Annotated in this window: 20 protein-coding genes; 18 read left to right on the top strand and 2 right to left on the bottom strand. The window is 40.5% G+C overall.

What is annotated here, in order from left to right:
- Positions 1 to 124 precede the first annotated feature (124 nt).
- From dltA to C5Q96_RS03840, 5 genes are all read left to right on the top strand, one after another.
- Positions 125 to 1,642, top strand: coding sequence for a D-alanine--poly(phosphoribitol) ligase subunit DltA (dltA, locus tag C5Q96_RS03860; RefSeq protein ID WP_106057097.1), 1,518 nt, complete (start codon positions 125 to 127; stop codon positions 1,640 to 1,642).
- Positions 1,643 to 2,812: a D-alanyl-lipoteichoic acid biosynthesis protein DltB gene (gene dltB / locus C5Q96_RS03855; protein WP_106057096.1), complete on the top strand. Its 1,170-nt coding sequence runs from the start codon at positions 1,643 to 1,645 to the stop codon at positions 2,810 to 2,812.
- A 123-nt stretch (positions 2,813 to 2,935) separates the two neighbouring features.
- Positions 2,936 to 3,175, top strand: coding sequence for a D-alanine--poly(phosphoribitol) ligase subunit 2 (gene dltC, locus C5Q96_RS03850; protein WP_106057095.1), 240 nt, complete (start codon positions 2,936 to 2,938; stop codon positions 3,173 to 3,175).
- 18 nt (positions 3,176 to 3,193) lie between these two features.
- On the top strand, positions 3,194 to 4,354 hold the full coding sequence (gene dltD, locus C5Q96_RS03845; RefSeq protein WP_106057094.1) for a D-alanyl-lipoteichoic acid biosynthesis protein DltD: 1,161 nt from the start codon (positions 3,194 to 3,196) through the stop codon (positions 4,352 to 4,354).
- 308 nt (positions 4,355 to 4,662) lie between these two features.
- Positions 4,663 to 5,985 carry a DNA-methyltransferase gene (locus C5Q96_RS03840; protein ID WP_158696676.1) on the top strand — a complete coding sequence of 441 codons (1,323 nt, stop codon included), beginning with the start codon at positions 4,663 to 4,665 and terminating at the stop codon, positions 5,983 to 5,985.
- 114 nt (positions 5,986 to 6,099) lie between these two features.
- On the opposite strand, the gene C5Q96_RS03835 is transcribed toward C5Q96_RS03840, so the two are convergent.
- Positions 6,100 to 6,999, bottom strand: coding sequence for a YitT family protein (locus tag C5Q96_RS03835; protein WP_245905609.1), 900 nt, complete (start codon positions 6,997 to 6,999; stop codon positions 6,100 to 6,102).
- Positions 7,000 to 7,245: 246 nt separating this feature from the next.
- Between C5Q96_RS03835 and C5Q96_RS03830 the strand changes: the two genes are divergently transcribed.
- The 12 genes from C5Q96_RS03830 (at position 7,246) to C5Q96_RS03775 (ending at position 18,153) form a co-directional block, all read left to right on the top strand.
- A complete protein-coding gene (locus C5Q96_RS03830) occupies positions 7,246 to 9,006 on the top strand; it encodes an ABC transporter ATP-binding protein (protein WP_245905607.1) in 1,761 nt (586 codons plus the stop codon).
- 220 nt (positions 9,007 to 9,226) lie between these two features.
- Positions 9,227 to 9,670, top strand: a complete 444-nt coding sequence (locus C5Q96_RS03825) for an RrF2 family transcriptional regulator (protein ID WP_106057092.1) — start codon at positions 9,227 to 9,229, stop codon at positions 9,668 to 9,670.
- A gap of 105 nt (positions 9,671 to 9,775) precedes the next feature.
- On the top strand, positions 9,776 to 10,966 hold the full coding sequence (locus C5Q96_RS03820) for a cysteine desulfurase family protein (RefSeq protein ID WP_106057091.1): 1,191 nt from the start codon (positions 9,776 to 9,778) through the stop codon (positions 10,964 to 10,966).
- Positions 10,956 to 11,375 (top strand): Fe-S cluster assembly scaffold protein NifU, encoded by a 420-nt coding sequence (nifU, locus tag C5Q96_RS03815; RefSeq protein ID WP_106057090.1) that lies wholly within the window; start codon positions 10,956 to 10,958, stop codon positions 11,373 to 11,375. The genes C5Q96_RS03820 and nifU overlap by 11 nt, the downstream gene beginning before the upstream one ends.
- A 147-nt stretch (positions 11,376 to 11,522) precedes the next feature.
- A complete protein-coding gene (locus C5Q96_RS03810) occupies positions 11,523 to 12,761 on the top strand; it encodes a dihydroorotase (protein WP_106057089.1) in 1,239 nt (412 codons plus the stop codon).
- 1 nt (position 12,762) lies between these two features.
- A complete protein-coding gene (locus tag C5Q96_RS03805; protein ID WP_106057088.1) occupies positions 12,763 to 13,494 on the top strand; it encodes a dihydroorotate dehydrogenase electron transfer subunit in 732 nt (243 codons plus the stop codon).
- Positions 13,479 to 14,393: a dihydroorotate dehydrogenase gene (locus tag C5Q96_RS03800; protein WP_106057087.1), complete on the top strand. Its 915-nt coding sequence runs from the start codon at positions 13,479 to 13,481 to the stop codon at positions 14,391 to 14,393. Before C5Q96_RS03805 ends, C5Q96_RS03800 begins: the two co-directional genes overlap by 16 nt.
- The gene (gene pyrF, locus C5Q96_RS03795; protein WP_106057086.1) at positions 14,394 to 15,101 is read left to right on the top strand and encodes an orotidine-5'-phosphate decarboxylase; all 708 of its coding nucleotides are present in this window, start codon (positions 14,394 to 14,396) and stop codon (positions 15,099 to 15,101) included.
- A complete protein-coding gene (pyrE, locus tag C5Q96_RS03790; RefSeq protein WP_106057085.1) occupies positions 15,094 to 15,720 on the top strand; it encodes an orotate phosphoribosyltransferase in 627 nt (208 codons plus the stop codon). Before pyrF ends, pyrE begins: the two co-directional genes overlap by 8 nt.
- Positions 15,702 to 16,631: an aspartate carbamoyltransferase gene (pyrB, locus tag C5Q96_RS03785; protein ID WP_106057084.1), complete on the top strand. Its 930-nt coding sequence runs from the start codon at positions 15,702 to 15,704 to the stop codon at positions 16,629 to 16,631. The genes pyrE and pyrB overlap by 19 nt, the downstream gene beginning before the upstream one ends.
- Positions 16,631 to 17,062, top strand: coding sequence for an aspartate carbamoyltransferase regulatory subunit (locus C5Q96_RS03780; RefSeq protein ID WP_106057083.1), 432 nt, complete (start codon positions 16,631 to 16,633; stop codon positions 17,060 to 17,062). Before pyrB ends, C5Q96_RS03780 begins: the two co-directional genes overlap by 1 nt.
- 200 nt (positions 17,063 to 17,262) lie before the next feature.
- The gene (locus C5Q96_RS03775) at positions 17,263 to 18,153 is read left to right on the top strand and encodes a hypothetical protein (RefSeq protein ID WP_106057082.1); all 891 of its coding nucleotides are present in this window, start codon (positions 17,263 to 17,265) and stop codon (positions 18,151 to 18,153) included.
- 196 nt (positions 18,154 to 18,349) lie between these two features.
- On the opposite strand, the gene C5Q96_RS03770 is transcribed toward C5Q96_RS03775, so the two are convergent.
- On the bottom strand, positions 18,350 to 18,535 hold the full coding sequence (locus tag C5Q96_RS03770; RefSeq protein ID WP_106057081.1) for a (2Fe-2S)-binding protein: 186 nt from the start codon (positions 18,533 to 18,535) through the stop codon (positions 18,350 to 18,352).
- 240 nt (positions 18,536 to 18,775) lie between these two features.
- Between C5Q96_RS03770 and C5Q96_RS03765 the strand changes: the two genes are divergently transcribed.
- The gene (locus tag C5Q96_RS03765) at positions 18,776 to 19,726 is read left to right on the top strand and encodes a 2-hydroxyacid dehydrogenase (RefSeq protein WP_106057080.1); all 951 of its coding nucleotides are present in this window, start codon (positions 18,776 to 18,778) and stop codon (positions 19,724 to 19,726) included.
- Positions 19,727 to 19,740 lie beyond the last annotated feature (14 nt).

Below are 19,740 nucleotides of genomic sequence, written 5' to 3'. Positions count from 1 at the left end.
AAGCATTGTATAAGTATAAAAACCAAGAAATTCCAATCTTAATTTTTATTTAATAATTTCTTCCCAGTCATTTAATGCGATTTATATAAAATTTATAATAACAAAGGAGTAATGGAGGTACGATATGGATATCATAGCAAAGATTAAGAGCACTGCTATAGAAACACCTGATCGCTTGGTGTTTAGCTCGAGAGATGGCAAGATGACATATGGCGAACTTTGGAAAAAGTCATCAGCACTTGCTAGCTACATATCGAATAGACTAGAGGGAAATCGCGAACCTATTATGGTCTATGGACACAAGCATCCTGATATGCTCGTTGCTTTTCTCGCATGTGTGAGATCGGGTCATGCGTATTGTCCAGTAGATATAGGCAACCCTAGGGAGAGGGTGAGCGATATTGCATCAGCTATAGATAATGAGATTGTAATAGTTGTACAGCACGAAGAGATGATTGATATAGATGATAAGTACGAGATTGTGGGTAGAGAAAAACTCGATACTATTCTTGAAAGTGACACCTCTTATGATGATAACGAGCCTGTGTCAGGTGATGAGACGTATTACATAATATTTACATCTGGAAGCACAGGAAAGCCTAAGGGCGTTAAAATCCCAGCTGATGCGCTTAACAACTACTTAAAATGGTCAGTTACACTTTCAGGCGGAATTCCAGAGGCTACTAGATTTTTAAATCAAGCTCCCTTTTCTTTTGACCTATCTGTAATGGATTTGTACACTGGACTCGCAACTGGATCGACAATTATTGCGCTAGATAAGGGATTACAGCAGGATATGCCGGAGATGCTAAAGTATATTGCATCGTCCGATATCGAATACTGGGTATCTACTCCTTCCTTTTCTGATATGTGCCTTGGAGAAGCTGATTTTAGCGAGGAAAATTTTGGAAGCATCAAGGCGTTCCTGTTCTGCGGAGAGGTTCTTACTAAAGATACGGCAAAGCAGCTAAGATCTAGATTTCCACATGCTAAGGTAATCAATACATATGGACCGACAGAATCGACCGTATGCGTGACAGAGGTTGATATCACAGATGAGGTTATCGCTAGAGAAGGCGCACTTCCTATCGGGCTTCCTAAGCCAGGAACCGAGATTAGAATTGATCCAGAGAACAGCGAAATGATAATCGTCGGAGATTCAGTAAGCTCAGGATACTATAAGGACAAGGAGAGAACTGATAAGGTCTTCTTCATGGCTGAGGCCGGATCTCTTAGTGAAAATCCTAAGGATATGGTTAGGGCTTATAGAACAGGCGATACAGGGCACTACGATGAGTCAGGCATGCTATTCTGCGATGGCAGAATCGACCATCAGGTTAAGCTGCATGGGTATAGAATAGAGCTTGGAGATATTGAGTCTAACCTTACGAATATTGAAGGAGTTGCAGCTGCGGCGGTTATTCCAAAGAGACATGAGGGAAAGGTTGAAAGCTTAACAGCATTTGTTGTAAGAGAAGGAGATATCATCGCTGATGACTATAGTGGCAGAAAATATGTGCGCGAAACGTTAAAATCATTTTTGCCTAGCTACATGGTCCCAAAGCGTGTAAAGTTTATAGACAAGATGCCACTTACTAATAACGGTAAGGCAGATAGAAAGAAATTGGAGGAGTTGGTATAGATGCAGCTTTTTACAGACAATAGCTTCTTTATATGGTTAGCGGGTCTGTCGATTCCTGCAATATATCTAGGTTGCAGGGAGAAGTCACTCAAGTGGTACGGTATGTTCGTAACATTTGTGTTCGTATGGCTGTCGATGGGTAGCAATCTAAATGCTCTCTTCAATCTAGGGCTGTACACGGTTATAGAATATGCTGTTGTACGCATATATCTTGAGCTAAGAACTAAGAAGGGTAGAGTAACATGGCAGTATAGGATATTTTTGTTAGCGAGTTTAGCTCCGCTCACAATTTATAAAATCCTGGGCCTGACTGGTAATAAGTACCATATCTTTGCATTCTTAGGCTTGTCATACATGACGTTCAAGTCTACTCAGATGGTAATCGAGATATATGATGGAGTTATAAAAGACTTTAAGACCTCAAACTTCATATACCTACTGCTGTTTTTCCCCGCTATCACATCTGGTCCTATTGATAGAAGCAGAAGATTTGATGAGGATATAGATAAAATCATTCCTAGAGATGAGTATCTAGAGCTTTTAGGAGAAGGCATATACAAGATACTCAAGGGCATGGTTTACAAGATGGTAATTGCAGCATGTTTCTACACGGTTATGAACTACTTTGGAACTGGAGGAACATGGTACTCGATAGCGATTTACTTCTATATATACGGAGTATACCTGTTCTTTGATTTTGCCGGATACAGCAATATGGCTATAGGAGCCAGCTACATATTCGGAGTTAGAACGCCTGAGAACTTCAACGCTCCGTTTGTGAGTAAAGATATCAAGGAATTTTGGAATCGCTGGCATATGACACTGTCGTTCTGGTTTAGAGATTTTCTTTTCTCTAGAATCACAATGGCACTAGTCAGAACTCGCAAGATTAAGAACAAGCTTGTGATTGCCACAATCGCATTCATGATTAACATGTTTGTCATGGGTGTATGGCATGGGCTTGAGCTAAACTACATCGTTTACGGTCTATATCACGGAGTGTTATTATCTGCATGCGAGATATTCCAAAAGAAATCGAAATTCTATAAGGCGCATAAAAAAGATAAGTGGTTTATAGGAGTATCTTGGTTCATTACGCTTCACCTCGTTATGTTCGGATTCTTCATCTTCTCCGGAAGACTAGGGATCTTACTTTCGAATCAAGGCTAGGTATGTGTAAATAAATTTTGATCGCATAATTAAAGAATCAGAAAAAATAGAAACACTGAAAACGCAATAATAATTAAAATAAAAAAGTATTTAAAACATAGCTAAAATTAGGAGGAAATTATCATGAGAGATAAGCTACTAGACATCATTGAGAATATTTGCGGAGATGAAATTGTAAAGGAAAATCCAGATATCAATTTACTGGAGGAAGATTTAATTGATTCGCTCGATTACGTTAGCCTCTTGTTAGATATTCAGGATGAATATGGAGTTGTTTTATCGCCATCTGAATTTACAAGAGAGCAGATGGATACACCAAACAAGATTATAGAAACAGTTTCAGCAAGAATTCTAGGGGAATAAGACAGGAACGAAGATAAGATGAAGAAGATAAATTCGTTTGTAGCGGCTCTCGTGCTGCTGGCGATGTTCACAGTGGTTGTGCATTTCATATGTGCTAATAATGATCTTAAAGACAACACAGGGCAGTTTGGAACTTGGTATAACACATATAAAGATCTGTCGTACAATGCATTGTCGCGAAATCTTGAAAAAGATTCGGTGCTCATGCTCGGCTCATCTGAGTTCAGACATGGACGTAAGACGCAGTACCATCCAACGAACTTCTTCAAGGATACAGATGTTAAACTCGTTACAGTCGGAGGACCGTTCAACCAGACGCTGTTCCACACTGTTGCACTTGGGTCACTTCAACCACATCTAAAGAGTAAAAAAGTTATATTGCTTGTTTCACCAACCTGGTTTAAACACTCAGGTGTTAAGAAAAATGACTATGCTCTGAGGTTTTCGGAGACGGAATATTTTGCATTCATGGAGAACAAGAATGTTCCGCTCAAGACAAAGAAATACGTTGCAAGAAGAACAGAGCATCTGCTATCTAAGAATAAGAGCCTACAGATGAAGGCGCGCATGATTGATAAAGTAAATCTTAATGACGAATCAAATCTCCTATATGGATTTGAGAGACGCCATGCTTTCGACAAAGATAAAATCACTGTTGGAGCAGCAATGAGATTTATGATGAAGAACAAAAAAACGCCGCAGAAATTCGAGAGGTACACGCCAGATAATTTCAATTGGAATGGTTTCTTGAAAGAGGCATATAGAGATAGTGAATACAAGGCTGATAATCCGTTCTATATGAGCAATCGTGTGTGGAGAAATAAGTTTAGACAGGTATATCCTAAGATGAAGGATGTTCGTTTGAATCAAAACTACAATACTTCACCAGAGTACAACGATCTTAAAGCATTTCTCGAGATCGCTAAGGCTAATGATATTAAGGTCAAACTTATTCTACTTCCTGTAAATGGTAGATGGTATGACTATACAGGTATGACTGCTGATAAGCGTGTAGTTGTTGGTCAAAAGATTCAAAAGCTCGCTAATGAATACGGTGCAGATTACACTAATATGACAGAATATAGCTATAACAAATACATTGTTTCGGATGCAGTTCATCCATGGAATGAAGGTTGGGTAAGGATTAATGAAAAAGTCGCAGAATTCGCTCATAAGTAAAATTAAGAATAAGATATCTTTAAAGTATACTCTTTATATGTTTATATTCATGGCTGTGCTGTATGTGTTCTCGCTGTTTGGGAGCATGCTCAGCAGTCCGGCATTTACATATGCTGAGTTCTAAAACTCTTTAATAAGTTGCTATTTATTAAATGCTCCGTGGTATGAGAATGCAGGCGCTATTCTCTTAACACGGAGCATCGTTTATTTTGAACTCTTCAAATAGACATATTAATATCAATATTTTATAATTAACAGACATATCCAATCAGCAGTGGATGACATGGTCGCTAAAGAGGAAGGTTAAGATGAGCAAAGTTTTAGGAATTGCAGAGAGCATAATTAAAGGATTAGAGCATGGAGAAGTTACGGTATCTAAGCCATTCAGTGTCTTGGAAAAACATATGTATGACAGTTTTCGTGCTAATGAAGCTAACTCTGATTTAGACAATAATATTCTAGCGCTTGGCGATAACCTAGAATTTATGTCATGGCTTCTAGAAAATGGATATGAGGGTAAATTTAAGTGCATATATATTGACCCACCGTTCTTTACAAAGTCGAAATACGATGCAACTGTAGAAATATGTGACAGTGATGGAAAGATACATAAAGTTAAACACCTTGCATATGATGACACATTCGACAGAAGCATAGAACAATATGTTGAAAACATGACCACTAGACTTGTAATCATGAAGAGACTTCTTGCTGATGACGGCTTAATCTGGGTGCATCTTGACTGGCATTCGGCACATTACGTTAAGCTAGCGATGGATGAAATTTTCGGTTACGAGAACATGCGGAATGAAATTATATGGAAATATAAATCTGGTGGCAGTGCAAAGACACATTTTTCAAGAAAACACGATACGATTCTCATGTATAGTAAGTCGAAAAAATATTCATTAGATGTGCCTAAGGAGAAGTCATATAATCGAGATTTCAAGCCTTATCGATTCAAGGGGGTTAAGGAATATCAAGACGAATATGGGTGGTATACACTCGTTAATATGAAAGATGTTTGGAGTATTGACATGGTGGGCAGGACCTCCAGCGAAAGAAATGGTTACGCAACTCAAAAGCCTTTAGAGCTGATGAAACGAATAATTAGTTCATGTACAGAAAAAGGCGATTTGGTTGGAGATTTTTTCTGTGGTTCTGGTTCATTTCTAAAAGCTGCCAATGACATGGATAGATGTTGGGTTGGATGCGATGTAGAAACTCTAGCGCTTGGAACTGCTAAAAAAAGGCTCGATGCATGTGAGTCAAACTATCTTTTTTATGGAAATGGAGTAGAGCGCCCTTACAGAGCAGATGCGATAATCAAAATAGAGAGAGCTGATGAGCTGGAAAATGGTAAGAAGCTTTGTCATGCTAGGCTCATGGCCTTCAGACCTGAGCTAGAGATAGGATATGTCCAGCACAAGGACAGGGAGTTACTACAAAATGCTTGCAAGAGTTCACCCGAATCACTTATAGACTATATTATGATAGATCCTGATTATAACGGGGAGTTCTCCGCTGAGATAAGCGTAACCGACAATTATGATGATATAAAATTTATTTCCCGCGGTAATGTGGCATATATTGTTGTTGATATTTTTGGTAAGGAGTACTTGGTAAAGTGAAAAATGCCCGGACTCTTGAATTAATAATCGGAGTGTGAACTATTCACACTCCGATTTTAGGTTTTTTGTATTACCGTGACTATTTAAAACTTGCTTAGTAGCAGTGCATAAATGCTATTTAGTCAGGCGCTTCTCGAAATTTCCGTATATCTGGGCGCCTTCATTTACAATGACGAACGCATCTGGATCGGCCTCTTTAACAATCATGAGCAGTTTTGTTATCTCGTATTTAGCAATAATAGTAACTATTACATTAGAGTCTTCCTTTGTATATGCGCCGGTTCCATTCCAGTTTGTAACTCCTCTTCTTAGTTCGCTCATTATAACGTCTTCAACACCAGGTTTCTTAGTGAATATCATGACCTGCATATTGATGTTCTGAATGTGAACTCTGTCTAGTGACATAGCGAGGATAGTCGTGTATATCAAGGAATAAGCAACAATTTCTATGTTGAATAGGAATAGGCAGATTATATAAATTCCAATGTTGATCATGATGCTTATCTTGCCAACACTGTAATTTGGATTTAGTACCGATACAATAACTCCGATGATATCCTGACCGCCCTGCGAGCTACCTGCCCTGAGCACCATTCCGGCGCCTGTACCGGCAACGACTCCGCCTATTAAACAAGCAGTTAGATAGTCATTAAATACCGGGGTTTTAGGAACTGGTATCACACCGAGTGCGACAGAACATAGAGTAATTGATATAACTGATGTTATGCAAAACTCTTTATTAACCACCTTGTATGAGATTATAAGAAGTGGCAGGTTAAGCAAGAAGTAGAGAATACCAACTATATCAACACCTGGTATCTCGGGCATATGAAAAACATTTACAAAAAGAAGTCTAAGAAGCTGCGCCATCCCTGTGAATCCACCATTGTAAAGATTCATCGGAGTGATGATAACATTTACTCCTAACGCAAATATTACGTTTCCAGCGAGCATCCAGCCAAGATAATGGACGAGATATTGTTTGCGTGGTGATAGATTATTGTATAGGTTCAAAGTGGACCTCCTGCAAATGATAGTAATTAAATACAATAAAAATTATCATATGACATTGTATTAACGATTATAATACTATTAAAGAGCATATGAATTCAACCGCCGATTGCGCACAATCAACTGCAAGAAATGCGGGGAAAATATGATATAATAAATTTACATTTATATAAAAGAGATGCGCAGGTAGTTTCTGTCTGCGTTTTTGCGTTGGGATTTATAGAGATTATTTAAGAAAGGAATTTAAAAATGGGAGAGTCTAAGGATAAAGTTATGTCATCTAGCTACCTCATTCGCAGGTTTGCACCATATTTTAAGCCGTATAAAGGGATACTAATCTTTGATCTAATCTGTGCTTCGTTTACTACGGTAAGCGATATAGTTCTGCCTCTGTTAATCAGATATATAAGCAATGTTGTTGCTGCTGATTTTGCGGAATTTACAACTGATTTGATAGTCAAGATTGTAGGAATCTATCTATGCCTGAGGGCGGTTGACGTGGTGGCAAATTACTATATGCAAAATACCGGGCACGTGATGGGTGCAAAGATAGAAACTGACATGAGGCGTGATCTATATGAGAAGTGTCAGAACCTATCTTATTCATATTATAGTGAAAATAAAACAGGTCAGCTGATATCTAGAATTACGAGTGATTTATTTGATATAACAGAGTTTGCGCACCACTGTCCAGAAGAATACTGGATAGCATCGATAAAGATCATTCTGGGTTTTGTACTCTTGGTGAGAATAGATGCTCTGCTAACTGTGCTTATGTTCGCAATTATTCCTATCATGATTGCTGCAACATATACTTTTAGGAAGAAGATGAGACGTGCTTTCAAGATGCAGCGAAGTGGTCTCGGAGAAATCAATTCACATGTGGAGGATAGCCTTCTCGGGATAAAGGTTTCAAAATCATTTGCAAATGAAGAATTTGAGCAGGCTAGATTCGATGTAGATAATTCGAGATTCCTGGGGGTAAAGGCCATAGGGTATAAGGCGATGGCAGGGTTCCGCAGTGTTACACGCACATTCGATGGCTTAATGTATATAGTTGTAATCCTTGTTGGATCATTTGAACTTAAGAACGGAAGGATTACCACAGGTGACTTCGTAGCCTTTATGATGTATATAGGAGTGCTGCTAGAAGCAGTTCGAAGAATTGTAGAGTTCACTGAGCAGTTTCAGCGTGGAATGACAGGGATTGAGAGATTCATCGAGGTTATGGATGAGCCTATAGAGATCGATGATGCACCTGATGCTATCGATTTAAAGGACATCAAGGGTGCAATTGAATTCAACGATGTTACATTTAGATATAGTGACAGCGAGGAAATACTCAATAAGATCAACCTAAGCATTAAACCTGGAGAAAACCTCGCTTTGGTAGGGCCATCAGGAGCAGGAAAGACGACATTTTGCAACCTTATTCCAAGGTTTTATGAGGTTTCGGAGGGAAGCATCAAAGTAGATGGTTACGACATTAGACAGCTGACATGCAAGTCGCTTAGATCGCACATAGGAATGGTTCAGCAGGATGTATATCTATTCTCCGATACTATTGCAGGTAATATCGCTTATGGAAAACCAGGAGCGACAATGGAAGAGATTGAACAGGCTGCAAAGCTCGCGGGAGCTGACGAATTCATAAGAGAGATGTCTGACGGATATAATACGAGTGTCGGTGAGCGAGGTATGAAGCTGTCAGGTGGTCAGAAGCAGCGTATTAGCATTGCAAGGGTATTTCTCAAGAACCCACCAATCCTCATTCTCGATGAAGCTACATCAGCTCTGGACAATGAAAGTGAGAAGCTGGTGCAGCGGTCGCTAGCAGATTTGTCGAAAGGAAGAACAACTATCACAATTGCGCACAGATTAACCACAATTAAGAGTGCAGACCGAATCATCGTGTTAAATCAAGATGGAATTGCAGAAGAGGGAACACACGATGAACTCATGGCGAAGGACGGTATATATGCAAATATGTATCGTATGTACCAGTTATAAACGGATGTCGAAACATAACGATAAACGGTAAAATATAATGAGCAAAAATGCGAGTTAAGTTGGTGAAAGTTCAAGAAAAGACTAGCATAAAATTTTGCTCATTTTTTAATACACCAAATTCCTATATGAATAATAGGAAAATGCTTGATTGGTTGTGCGCAATGTGTTATTCTTCAGTTGTAAGAAATGAACACGCAAGATATCAAAGAAAGGAAGAGCCATGATTGTTTCAACAAAAGGTCGTTACGCTCTGATGGTCATGATTGATCTTGCTAACCACGACGATGGAGGTTACGTATCTCTCGCGGATATATCAGATCGGCAGAAGCTATCGATGAAGTATCTCGAGAATGTCGTATCGATGCTTAACAAAGGTGGTATGCTGAGGAGCCTTCGAGGTAAGAACGGTGGCTATAGATTGATTAAATCACCTGAAGATTATAACATCGGTGAAATCCTTCGTATTACGGAAGGCAGTCTTGCCCCAGTAGATTGTATAAAGTCTGGTGAGGTCAGCTGCGGTAGAGCGCATTCATGCGTGACACTTCCACTGTGGATTGGCCTTGACAAGGTTATCGATGAGTATCTTGATAACATAACGCTACAAGATCTCATGACTGGTAATGTCGATAAGCTCATACAAGATCAAGACACATCAAGATAATTGTTTTAAGTTATATCCAAGAGTAATTCCTATTGACCAGGTAGGGATTAAAGGGATATAATACAACTGCACTAAGATGACTAAATTATTGGTAGGGAGGTATACATGAGAGTATATGCAGATAATGCGGCAACAACTTATTTGAGCGATGTCGCACTCAATACGCTGCTAGATTGCCTTAAGAATTATAACGGCAACCCTAACAGTCTTCATACGGATGGACAGATTGCTAAAGAGAAGCTGGATGAGTCCAGAGAGAAAGTAGCTAAGGCGCTTAATGCTGCAAAGCCTAATGAGATTTATTTTACTTCAGGTGGAAGTGAAGCAGATAACCAGGCTTTAATTTCTGCAGCTAGAGGGCTAGTTAAGAAGGGTAAGAAGCATCTGATTTCTCTTAATATAGAGCATCATGCAATTCTTCATACACTTCGCAAGCTAGAAAAAGAGGGCTTCGAGGTTACACTGCTAAAACCACAGCCAAATGGAAGTGTAGACGTTAAGGATGTTGAGGACGCAATCAGAGAGGATACGGCACTCGTATCGATTATGTTTGCTAACAACGAGATGGGAGCTGTTCAACCAATTGCTGAGATTGGAAAGCTGTGTCACGAAAAGGGCGTGCTCTTCCACACAGATGCCGTTCAGGCTGCAGCACACCTACCTATAGACGTTCAGGCAATGAACATAGATATGCTATCATTATCAGCTCATAAATTCCACGGACCTAAGGGCGTTGGAGTTCTATATGCTAGAAATGGTATCAGATTAATAAACGTAATTGAAGGTGGAGCTCAGGAGAGAGGCAAGAGGGCTGGTACGATTAACGTTCCAGGCATTGCTGCTCTTGCTGCTGCCCTTGAAGATGGAATTGAGCACATGGAAGAGAATAATGCAAAGACAATTGCCCTTAGAGATAGACTTATCAAAGGGTTGTCGGATATTCCTTATTCGCAGCTCAATGGAGACCCTGTAAAGAGACTCCCTGGTAACGTTAATTACTCGTTCGAAGGAGTTGAGGGCGAGTCGCTGCTATTGGCTCTTGATATGTATGGCATCGAATGCTCATCTGGATCAGCTTGCACAAGCGAATCCCTCGACCCAAGCCACGTTCTAATAGGTATGGGTGTTCCTATTGAGGCAGCACACGGGTCTCTTAGATTTAGTCTCAATGAGGAAAATACAGAGGAGCAGGTAGACTACATCATAGAAAAGGTTCATCAAGTTGTTGAACACTATAGAAAAATATCACCATTCTGGGATGAACTAGAGAAGGGGGAGAGAGAACATGTTATATAGTGAAAAAGTAATGGATCATTTTGAGCATCCAAGAAATGTAGGCGAGATTGAAAATGCCGATGGAGTTGGTGAAGTAGGAAACCCAACATGTGGCGATATCATGAGAATTTACCTAAAGATTGATAATGATATCATCACAGACGTAAAGTTTAAGACCTTTGGATGCGGGTCAGCGATCGCATCTAGCTCAATGGCTACTGAGCTTATCAAGGGCAAGAGCATCAAAGAAGCTCTCGAACTATCTAACAAGGCAGTGGTTGAAGCGCTTGATGGTCTACCATCAAGGAAGATACACTGTTCAGTACTAGCTGAAGAGGCTATCAAGGCTGCACTTGTAGATTATTATGAGAAAAATGGACTTGAGCTTCCACCGGAGATTAAGGACTTTGAGCCATCTGAAGAAGAGTAATTCTTCTATAAGAAAATTATCAATATTAATAACAAAATTTTGCGGCGGATTTTAACATTCCTCTCACATAGTGCGTTTCAAAAATGTTATACTTTCATATAGTAATTAACGAGAGTTATTAGGGAGTTTAATATAATTGGAGGGACTATGACTACTGCAATCAAAGGCGGAAAGATTTACAAATCTGGAGAGTTTTTACCTAACGAATTGTTTGTAGTTGATGCTCGTGAGAAGGCCGGTCTAGAATCCGAAACCGGTAGTGATTTTGATTTTGAAAGAGTTATCAATGCTGATAACTCTTTTATTTTGCCGTCATTCTGTGATGTGCATGTTCATTTTCGCGAACCAGGCCAGTCTTACAAAGAGACCATCAGCGCAGGGAGTAAAGCTGCAGCACACGGTGGATACACTACAGTGTGTACAATGCCTAATTTGAAGCCAGCACCATCTACACTTGATGCACTTAATGTGCAGCTTGATTTGATCAAAAAGGATGCCGATATAGAGGTGATTCCATATGGAACTATCACTATGTCACAGAATGGTAGAGGAGAGCTCTCAGATATGAAGGCTCTTGCGCCACATGTGTGTGCATTTTCTGATGACGGACGAGGTGTGCAGGCAGACGGGCTGATGCGCGACGCAATGTATCAGGCTAAGGAACTTGGCAAACTCATCGTAGCTCATTGCGAAGATGAATCACTGCTAAGGGAAGGCAAGGTCAGAGAGAGTGAATGGAAACAGATAGAGAGAGATCTAAAACTCGCAGATGAGACTGGTGCTGGATATCATGTATGCCACATCTCCTGCAAAGAGAGCGTTGAAGTGATTAGAGATGCCAAGAAGAGCGGTGTAGACGTCACATGCGAAACAGCACCTCATTACCTCGTGTTCGATACGGATTATTTAAATGCATTTATTAACAGATGGCCAGAGCTTGGTGGCAGGTTCAAGATGAATCCTCCGATTAAGGATATAGCTGATAAGAATGCTCTTATAGAGGGAATTCTAGATGGCACTGTAGATATGATAGCAACAGACCACGCACCTCATAGTGCTGAGGAGAAGAGTAGGGGCTTTCTGAAGAGTCCAAACGGAATCACTGGACTTGAGTGTGCTTTTTCGGCTCTTTACACGTACCTGGTTAAGACCGGTATCATATCGCTTGAGCACTTAGTAAAACTGATGTCAGTAACACCAAGGGAGAGATTTGGTCTTGAGCAAAATGGATTTACTGTAGTTAATTTAGATAAAGATTACAAGCTAGATGCATCAAAATTCCTCTCATTAGGAAAGTGCACTCCTTTTGATGGGAACATGCTTAACGGACTAGTGGAGCTCACAGTTATGAATGGTAAGATAGTTTACGAGAATTTGGAGAAATAATATGAGGGACCTACGAAGCGAAATACTTGAGAATAAAAAACTCGCTGAAGGCATTTACCGGATGACTCTCGAGACACCGAAGTCTGAATTTACAAGACCAGGTCAGTTTGCGATGGTTGAAGTTCCAGACAAATTTCTGAGGAGACCAATTTCGGTTAGCAGCTACGATAGCAGCAGATACACTCTAATCTACAAAGTCGTTGGTGAAGGGACAGATATCATGAGCAGGATGGAGCCTGGAGACTATGTAAAAGGAATTACAGGTCTAGGAAATGGTTACGATCTCGATAAAATCCCAGATGGTGCATATTTAATCGGTGGTGGTATCGGAATTCCGCCGATGCTTGGATTACTCAAAGCGATGGTTATGGCGGGAAAATCCTGTAAGGTGGTGCTAGGCTATAATTCTGCAGATGAGATGTTTATGCTCGAAGACTTCGAACATTTTTCAGATGATATAACGGTTATGACTGCTGATGGCTCATATGGACAGAAGGGATTTGTGACGGATGCTTTTGACAAGTGTGAATATGCATGTGCTTGCGGTCCTCTGCCGATGCTTCGTGCTCTAGATCATAAGGTGGAGCGCGGGCAGTTCAGCCTCGAAGCTCGCATGGGATGCGGATTTGGAGCATGCATGGGATGCTCCATAAGAACGGTAGATGGAAGTCAGAGAGTCTGTAAGGAAGGACCGGTTTTTGATAAGGAGGTGCTAAGATGGGAAAGCCTTTAACTAAGGTTAATCTGGCGGGAATTGAACTCAAGAATCCGGTTATGCCAGCAAGTGGGACATTTGGCTACGGGCAGGAATATAGAGAGTTATTCGATTTAAATGTCTTAGGCGCTGTTGTGACGAAGAGTGCAACTGCTGAACTGAGGTATGGAAATAATCTTCCTAGAATCGCTGAATGTACGAGTGGCATGCTTAACTCTATAGGGTTACAGAACCCTGGAATAGATCGTGTAATCGATGAGGATTTACCTGCGCTAAAAGATATTTATCAGGGACCTCTAATTATCAACATAAGTGGATTTAGCATTTCTGAGTTTGCTGAGGTAGCATCAAAGCTAGATGCGTCGGGATATGCCGATATACTTGAGGTGAATATTAGCTGCCCTAATGTGGAGCATGGCGGATCGGCATTTGGCGCTGATCCAAGTATGGCTGAGAGAATAACTAGAGCCGTCAGAGATGTTACGAAACTGCCGATATTTATGAAGCTTACTCCAAATGTAACCGATATTGCTGAGATTGCAAAGGCTTCTGAAGCAGGAGGTGCAGATGGAATCAGTTTGATCAACAACTTCAAAGCTATGAGAATCAATCTCAGAACGAGAACAACTGTGACGGCGATGAAATATGCAGGTCTATCTGGACCAGCTATCAGACCGATTGCCCAGCGCATGGTAAATGAAGTGTTTCATGCAGTAAAGCTCCCAATAATTGGCATTGGTGGTATTCAGAGTGTTGATGACGTGCTAGAGATGATAATGGCTGGAGCAACAGCGATAGAGATCGGTTCTGCAAACCTTATCGATCCATGGACAATGCCACGCATAATCAGTGAGCTACAGCCTAGGATGGAAGAGCTAGGAATCAAGAATTTGGATGAAATTAGAGGAGTAATATAGATGAAGCCAGAGATAATAATAGCATTAGATTTTCCAAGTGGAGAGAAAGCACTTTCATTTCTCGATAAATTTGAAAATGAGAAACTATATGTAAAGGTTGGTATGGAACTCTTCTATGGCGAAGGTCCTTCAATCGTGAAAGAGATTAAAGGTAGAGGGCACAAGGTTTTCTTGGATCTTAAACTGCACGATATACCAAATACAGTTAAGAGTGCGATGAAAGTCCTCGCCTCTGTAGGGGCTGACATGGTTAACGTCCACGCAGCTGGTGGAATCAAGATGATGAAGGCAGCTGTAGAAGGTCTCGAAGAAGGCTCAGCTGGGGGCATTAGGCCTGAGATTATAGCGGTTACTCAGCTTACATCTACAGATCAGGAGACTATGAATAGAGAACTCAGGATTGAAGGTGACCTCAAGGATACAGTACTAGCATATGCAAGGAATGCACAAGCGGCAGGGCTAGACGGAGTAGTTTGCTCGGCTTGGGAGTCGGAAGAAATACATGATGGGACTTCGAAGGAATTTCTTACAGTAACACCCGGAATCAGACTCCTTGGAGACGCGAAGGGTGATCAGAGTAGGGTTGCAACCCCTGGGCGAGCAAAGGAAATGGGATCAAATTATCTTGTAATTGGCAGGAGCATAACGAAAGCAGATGATCCTGTTAAAGCATATAAAACTTGTATGGAGGAGATTAACAATGACTAATTCAGCGAGCAAATCAAAGCAGATTGCAGAGGGGTTACTCGGCATAAAAGCGGTATTCCTAAGCCCAAATGATCCTTTTACATGGGCAAGCGGTATCAAGAGCCCTATTTACTGTGATAATAGACTTACACTCACTGCACCTAAGGTGAGAGATGTTATCGAGCACGAGATGGCTAGAGTAATCGATGAGAAATTTCCTGAGTGTGATGTAGTAATGGGTACGAGCACAGCTGGAATTGCTCATGCAGCCATTTCAGCCCACATACTGGGGAAGCCTATGGGGTATGTAAGAGGAAGCTCCAAATCACATGGCAGAAACAATAGAATTGAGGGAAAGCTTGAAAAAGGAGATAAGGTAGTAGTTGTAGAAGATCTTATCTCTACGGGTGGATCATCAATCGAGGTAGTTGAAGCGCTTCGTGAGGCTGGAGCAGAAGTGCTCGCGGTTATTAGTATCTTTACATATGAAACTGCGAAGGCTGATAAGAATTTCCAAGATGCAAATGTCGAGAAACTAAGTCTATGCACAATAAGTGAACTCATAGATACTGCTGTTGCTGAAAATTACGTAACAAGTGAAGAAGGAAAGGTAATAATTGAATGGCTAAGAGAGATTTAATTAACATTACTGATCTCGACCTAGATGAGCTAGACCGACTGTTAGCGCTAGCAAGCGATATAATTGAATCACCTGAAAAATACCAGGATAAGTGCGCTCATAAGACCCTGGCGACATTGTTCTATGAACCAAGTACACGTACGAGGCTCAGCTTCGAATCTGCAATGTATGGACTTGGAGGCAATGTGGTTGGGTTCTCTGATGCTAACTCATCGTCAGCTTCTAAAGGGGAGACGGTAAGCGATACGACGAGAGTTATGGAATGCTTTGCCGATATAATCGCTATGAGGCATCCTAAGGAAGGAGCAGCACTTGTAGCTGCTAACTCATGCGACGTACCGGTTATCAACGCAGGTGATGGTGGTCATTTACATCCATCTCAGACACTAACCGATCTACTCACGATACTTCGTAACAAAGGGCGTTTAACAGATTTAAAGGTGGGATTTTGTGGTGACCTTAAATTCGGTAGAACAGTGCACTCGCTCATCTTGGCGCTTTTGCGATATAAGGGGATTGAGGTTGTGCTCATATCTCCTGACGAACTAAAGCTCCCTTCGTATAATAAAGATGCCATGGATGATGCCGGCATTAAGTGGGTTGAGACGACATCCCTAGAAGAGGCGCTCCCTGAACTAGACGTACTCTATATGACTAGAGTGCAGAAGGAGAGATTCTTTAATGAAGAGGATTACGTTAGACTCAAGGATACTTATATACTAGATGAACAAAAGTTAGAATCGGCAAAGGATGATTTAGTAATTATGCACCCACTGCCAAGGGTTAATGAAATTTCCGTAGAGGTAGATAAGGATCCTAGGGCTAAATACTTTGATCAGGTTAAGAACGGAAGATACGCGAGAATGGCGCTAATTCTCATGCTTCTGGGTATCGAAGGAGGTCTGAATTAATGAATATTGATGGAGTAACAACCGGAATAGTTCTTGATCATATTGATGCAGGAAAATCTCTAGCCATATATAATCTGCTAAGACTTGATAAACTAGATTGTAGTATAGCTATTATCCAGAATGCTAAAAGCGGTAAGTATGGCAAGAAGGACATAATCAAGATTGATCAAATTATCGATTTGGATTTTGATTTAATAGGCTTTGTAGATCCTAATATTACAGTCAATATAATCAAGGATAGTAAACTCCATAGCAAGAAGCATATGAAGCTGCCAGAGCGACTTACAAATGTTATTCAGTGTAAGAATCCTCGCTGCATTACCTCGACTGAGAGAGGAATTGAACATAGATTCCGTCTTGATGACGCTGAAAATCACATATATAGATGTGAATATTGTGATACTGTTCATCGTGGCAGTATCAAGCTTTAATGGGCTTCAAATTGTATTTTACTTATTTAGGAAACTTTACAGATAATGATATTTACCCTCTTTGCCGGATAACCTGCGAGGAGGGTTTTTTGTGTAAATTTATATAGGGGTTAGATGGGTTGTTTTACAAAATTAAATCTGATACAATACGAATAATCCGATTGTTTACTGATAAAAAATGATAAGAGAAGGAATGTATTATGGAAGACAAAATTATGAAATATGAAACTACAAATTCATCAAAATATAGACGTGCTTTTTCATTTCTTTTAATTCTGCTTTTTACCGTGCAGCTCGTATTGTTCTTCGATATCGACGAGACTTTTGCGGAGGGGAATAATACTTCGGGAGCAACGGCTGTCGATGAGAATATATCGTATACAGGTTCATATACTCTGACAGGACAGGAAATGAATGAATATATTAATTCATGGAAATCTATCCACTCAGATATTGTCAATCCAGATGCTAATGATCCAGCTGCAGAACAGGCAGCAGCTACAGTTATACCTTGGGCAGGTGGTAAATATGGAGAATACAGGGTTGCTACACAGACAATTAGGTATCGAACTGTAGAAAATGGGGTAGAGGTGTTTAAACCCGTAAAGAGACGCGTTATATTTCTTGGTCTAACGGTTACTGGAGCTGTTCCTAACGTTACTATAGGGGCTGAACAGAAAGCAGCAAAAGTGACCAGATACATCGATGAAGATGGCAACACCGTAAAAGAGGCTGGGACCTTCGGATTCCTCGATGCAGATCAGTATATATACGATGCAGGTGGCAAGATCGCTTATGTCTTTAAAAATACCCTCCCAGACACTTCGGATATTCGTACGCATGTCTACACTAAATATGTAGAGTCCGTTTCAACTACACCTCAGATTCAGAATGTGCCAAAACCTAAGGTCTCAAAGTCAAGTGATCCATCTAGACATGGGATTTCTAAGGCGAAAAAAGCTAGTAGTAGCAGGATTACGCCAAAGACAGCTGACAATACAGGTATTGAATTTTACTCGGGACTGCTTGGTCTCTCGGTAGCTAGTGTCATGCTGATTATGAGGAAAAAGAAGTTTAACCTTAGTAAGTAAAATCGTCTTAAAAGAAAGCATGTACAAGAAAGCACAACCGCTTAACAGGTGTTAGGTGGTTGTGCTTTCTTAGATTTTATATAATGTAGTGCTATACGAAATATGAGCTGCATTAACTGTTCAATTCCATGCCCAATATTTGCATATGTGCTTAATTATATGTCATTTATAAATGGAACTTACGTTAAGACCATAACTACTCATCAAGTCCAGAAATGGTCTCGCGAATAATTTTTTCTACAAGAGGTCTACAGTTTCCACAGCTAGTGCCTGCACCTGTTTTCTCTTGAATCTCTGTATATGTACGTGCTCCATTTAAGATGGCTCGTTCGATGTCAGAGCGATATACTCTGACACATCCACAGATCAGTTTGTCCTTCATGAATTACTCCAAATTCTATATTAAAGTTAATTAATGTGATGAATTAGTATGATATATGGGATTTTAACATGAAAATCGATTGCGCACAATAGATTGTGCGTCAAAGAAAAATAGGGTATAGAATTATGAAGTTGTGGTAAACTTTTATCTGACAGCCAATCATTTTTTTCATAATGTGATTGCTGTCATTGTGCTATAATAAAAACTATCATTAAACAATATACAAGGGGGACTAATAAAATGAAGATCATTCTTATGGAGCCACTAGGTATTTCCGAGGACACCTTGAAGAGACTATCGAGTACACTGACAGAACAAGGTCATACATTTAAGTCATACGATACTGTGACTACTGATACAAGCGAGTTAATAAAACGCGCTGAAGATGCAGAGGTTCTTATCATAGCAAATCATCCACTTCCTGGAGAGGTCATTAGAGCAGACGAGAATCTTAAACTCGTCTCAGTTGCATTTGTGGGGATAGATCATGTGGACGTTGAAGCTTGCAGGGAAAAAGGAGTACTTATATCCAATACGGGCGGATACTGTGATGACGCGGTGGCGGAGCTCGCAATAGGGTTGACTTTAGACTGTTTGAGAAATATTACTCTATGCAACGAAGCCGTTCAAAATGGACTTGGTAAAGGCAGCCTCGCAGGCAGAGAGCTCGCAGGTAAGGTTGTCGGAATAGTAGGTACAGGTGCAATCGGCATTAGAACTGCTGCTATTTTTAAGGCATTTGGCTGTAAACTTATTGGTTTTAATAGGAGTGAGAAAACCGCAGCCAAGGCTCTTGGACTCGAGTATATGCCGCTCATCGATGTCATGGCGAACGCAGATATTATTTCGATCCACACTCCTTTGACACCAGAAACTAAAGGTTTAATTGGGGAAAAAGAAATTGCCACTATGAAGCAAGGAGCAATACTCGTGAACACAGCAAGAGGGCCTGTTATTGAGACAGAAGCATTAGCGAATGCGCTTAGAGAGGGACGAATTAAAGCTGGAATAGATGTTTTCGAGAAGGATCCTCCGCTCCCTAAAGATCATCCGCTTATTGGCGCGCCTAACCTAGTTTGTACACCTCATGTGGGCTTTGATACGAGGGAATCCATCGATAGACGTGCAGAGATGGTATTTGAGAATATAACATCATGGATGGATGGAAAACAGATTAGAAAAATGCTGTAATAAAGCAAAATAAA

Source organism: Mogibacterium diversum, from assembly GCF_002998925.1.
GTDB classification, from domain to species: Bacteria; Bacillota; Clostridia; order Peptostreptococcales; family Anaerovoracaceae; genus Mogibacterium; species Mogibacterium diversum.
This window is presented reverse-complemented; position numbering and strand designations above follow the sequence as displayed.

Excerpts from the sequence above, each read along its gene's own strand:
- pyrF (WP_106057086.1), top strand. The coding sequence starts at position 14,394 with ATGAAGCCAGAGATAATAATAGCATTAGATTTTCCAAGTGGAGAGAAA.
- dltA (WP_106057097.1), top strand. The coding sequence starts at position 125 with ATGGATATCATAGCAAAGATTAAGAGCACTGCTATAGAAACACCTGAT.
- C5Q96_RS03775 (WP_106057082.1), top strand. The coding sequence starts at position 17,263 with ATGGAAGACAAAATTATGAAATATGAAACTACAAATTCATCAAAATAT.
- C5Q96_RS03840 (WP_158696676.1), top strand. The coding sequence starts at position 4,663 with ATGAGCAAAGTTTTAGGAATTGCAGAGAGCATAATTAAAGGATTAGAG.
- dltD (WP_106057094.1), top strand. The coding sequence starts at position 3,194 with ATGAAGAAGATAAATTCGTTTGTAGCGGCTCTCGTGCTGCTGGCGATG.
- C5Q96_RS03765 (WP_106057080.1), top strand. The coding sequence starts at position 18,776 with ATGAAGATCATTCTTATGGAGCCACTAGGTATTTCCGAGGACACCTTG.
- dltB (WP_106057096.1), top strand. The coding sequence starts at position 1,643 with ATGCAGCTTTTTACAGACAATAGCTTCTTTATATGGTTAGCGGGTCTG.
- C5Q96_RS03820 (WP_106057091.1), top strand. The coding sequence starts at position 9,776 with ATGAGAGTATATGCAGATAATGCGGCAACAACTTATTTGAGCGATGTC.
- C5Q96_RS03810 (WP_106057089.1), top strand. The coding sequence starts at position 11,523 with ATGACTACTGCAATCAAAGGCGGAAAGATTTACAAATCTGGAGAGTTT.
- C5Q96_RS03780 (WP_106057083.1), top strand. The coding sequence starts at position 16,631 with ATGAATATTGATGGAGTAACAACCGGAATAGTTCTTGATCATATTGAT.
- nifU (WP_106057090.1), top strand. The coding sequence starts at position 10,956 with ATGTTATATAGTGAAAAAGTAATGGATCATTTTGAGCATCCAAGAAAT.
- C5Q96_RS03830 (WP_245905607.1), top strand. The coding sequence starts at position 7,246 with ATGGGAGAGTCTAAGGATAAAGTTATGTCATCTAGCTACCTCATTCGC.
- C5Q96_RS03800 (WP_106057087.1), top strand. The coding sequence starts at position 13,479 with ATGGGAAAGCCTTTAACTAAGGTTAATCTGGCGGGAATTGAACTCAAG.
- pyrB (WP_106057084.1), top strand. The coding sequence starts at position 15,702 with ATGGCTAAGAGAGATTTAATTAACATTACTGATCTCGACCTAGATGAG.
- pyrE (WP_106057085.1), top strand. The coding sequence starts at position 15,094 with ATGACTAATTCAGCGAGCAAATCAAAGCAGATTGCAGAGGGGTTACTC.
- dltC (WP_106057095.1), top strand. The coding sequence starts at position 2,936 with ATGAGAGATAAGCTACTAGACATCATTGAGAATATTTGCGGAGATGAA.
- C5Q96_RS03825 (WP_106057092.1), top strand. The coding sequence starts at position 9,227 with ATGATTGTTTCAACAAAAGGTCGTTACGCTCTGATGGTCATGATTGAT.
- C5Q96_RS03770 (WP_106057081.1), bottom strand. The coding sequence starts at position 18,535 with ATGAAGGACAAACTGATCTGTGGATGTGTCAGAGTATATCGCTCTGAC.
- C5Q96_RS03805 (WP_106057088.1), top strand. The coding sequence starts at position 12,763 with ATGAGGGACCTACGAAGCGAAATACTTGAGAATAAAAAACTCGCTGAA.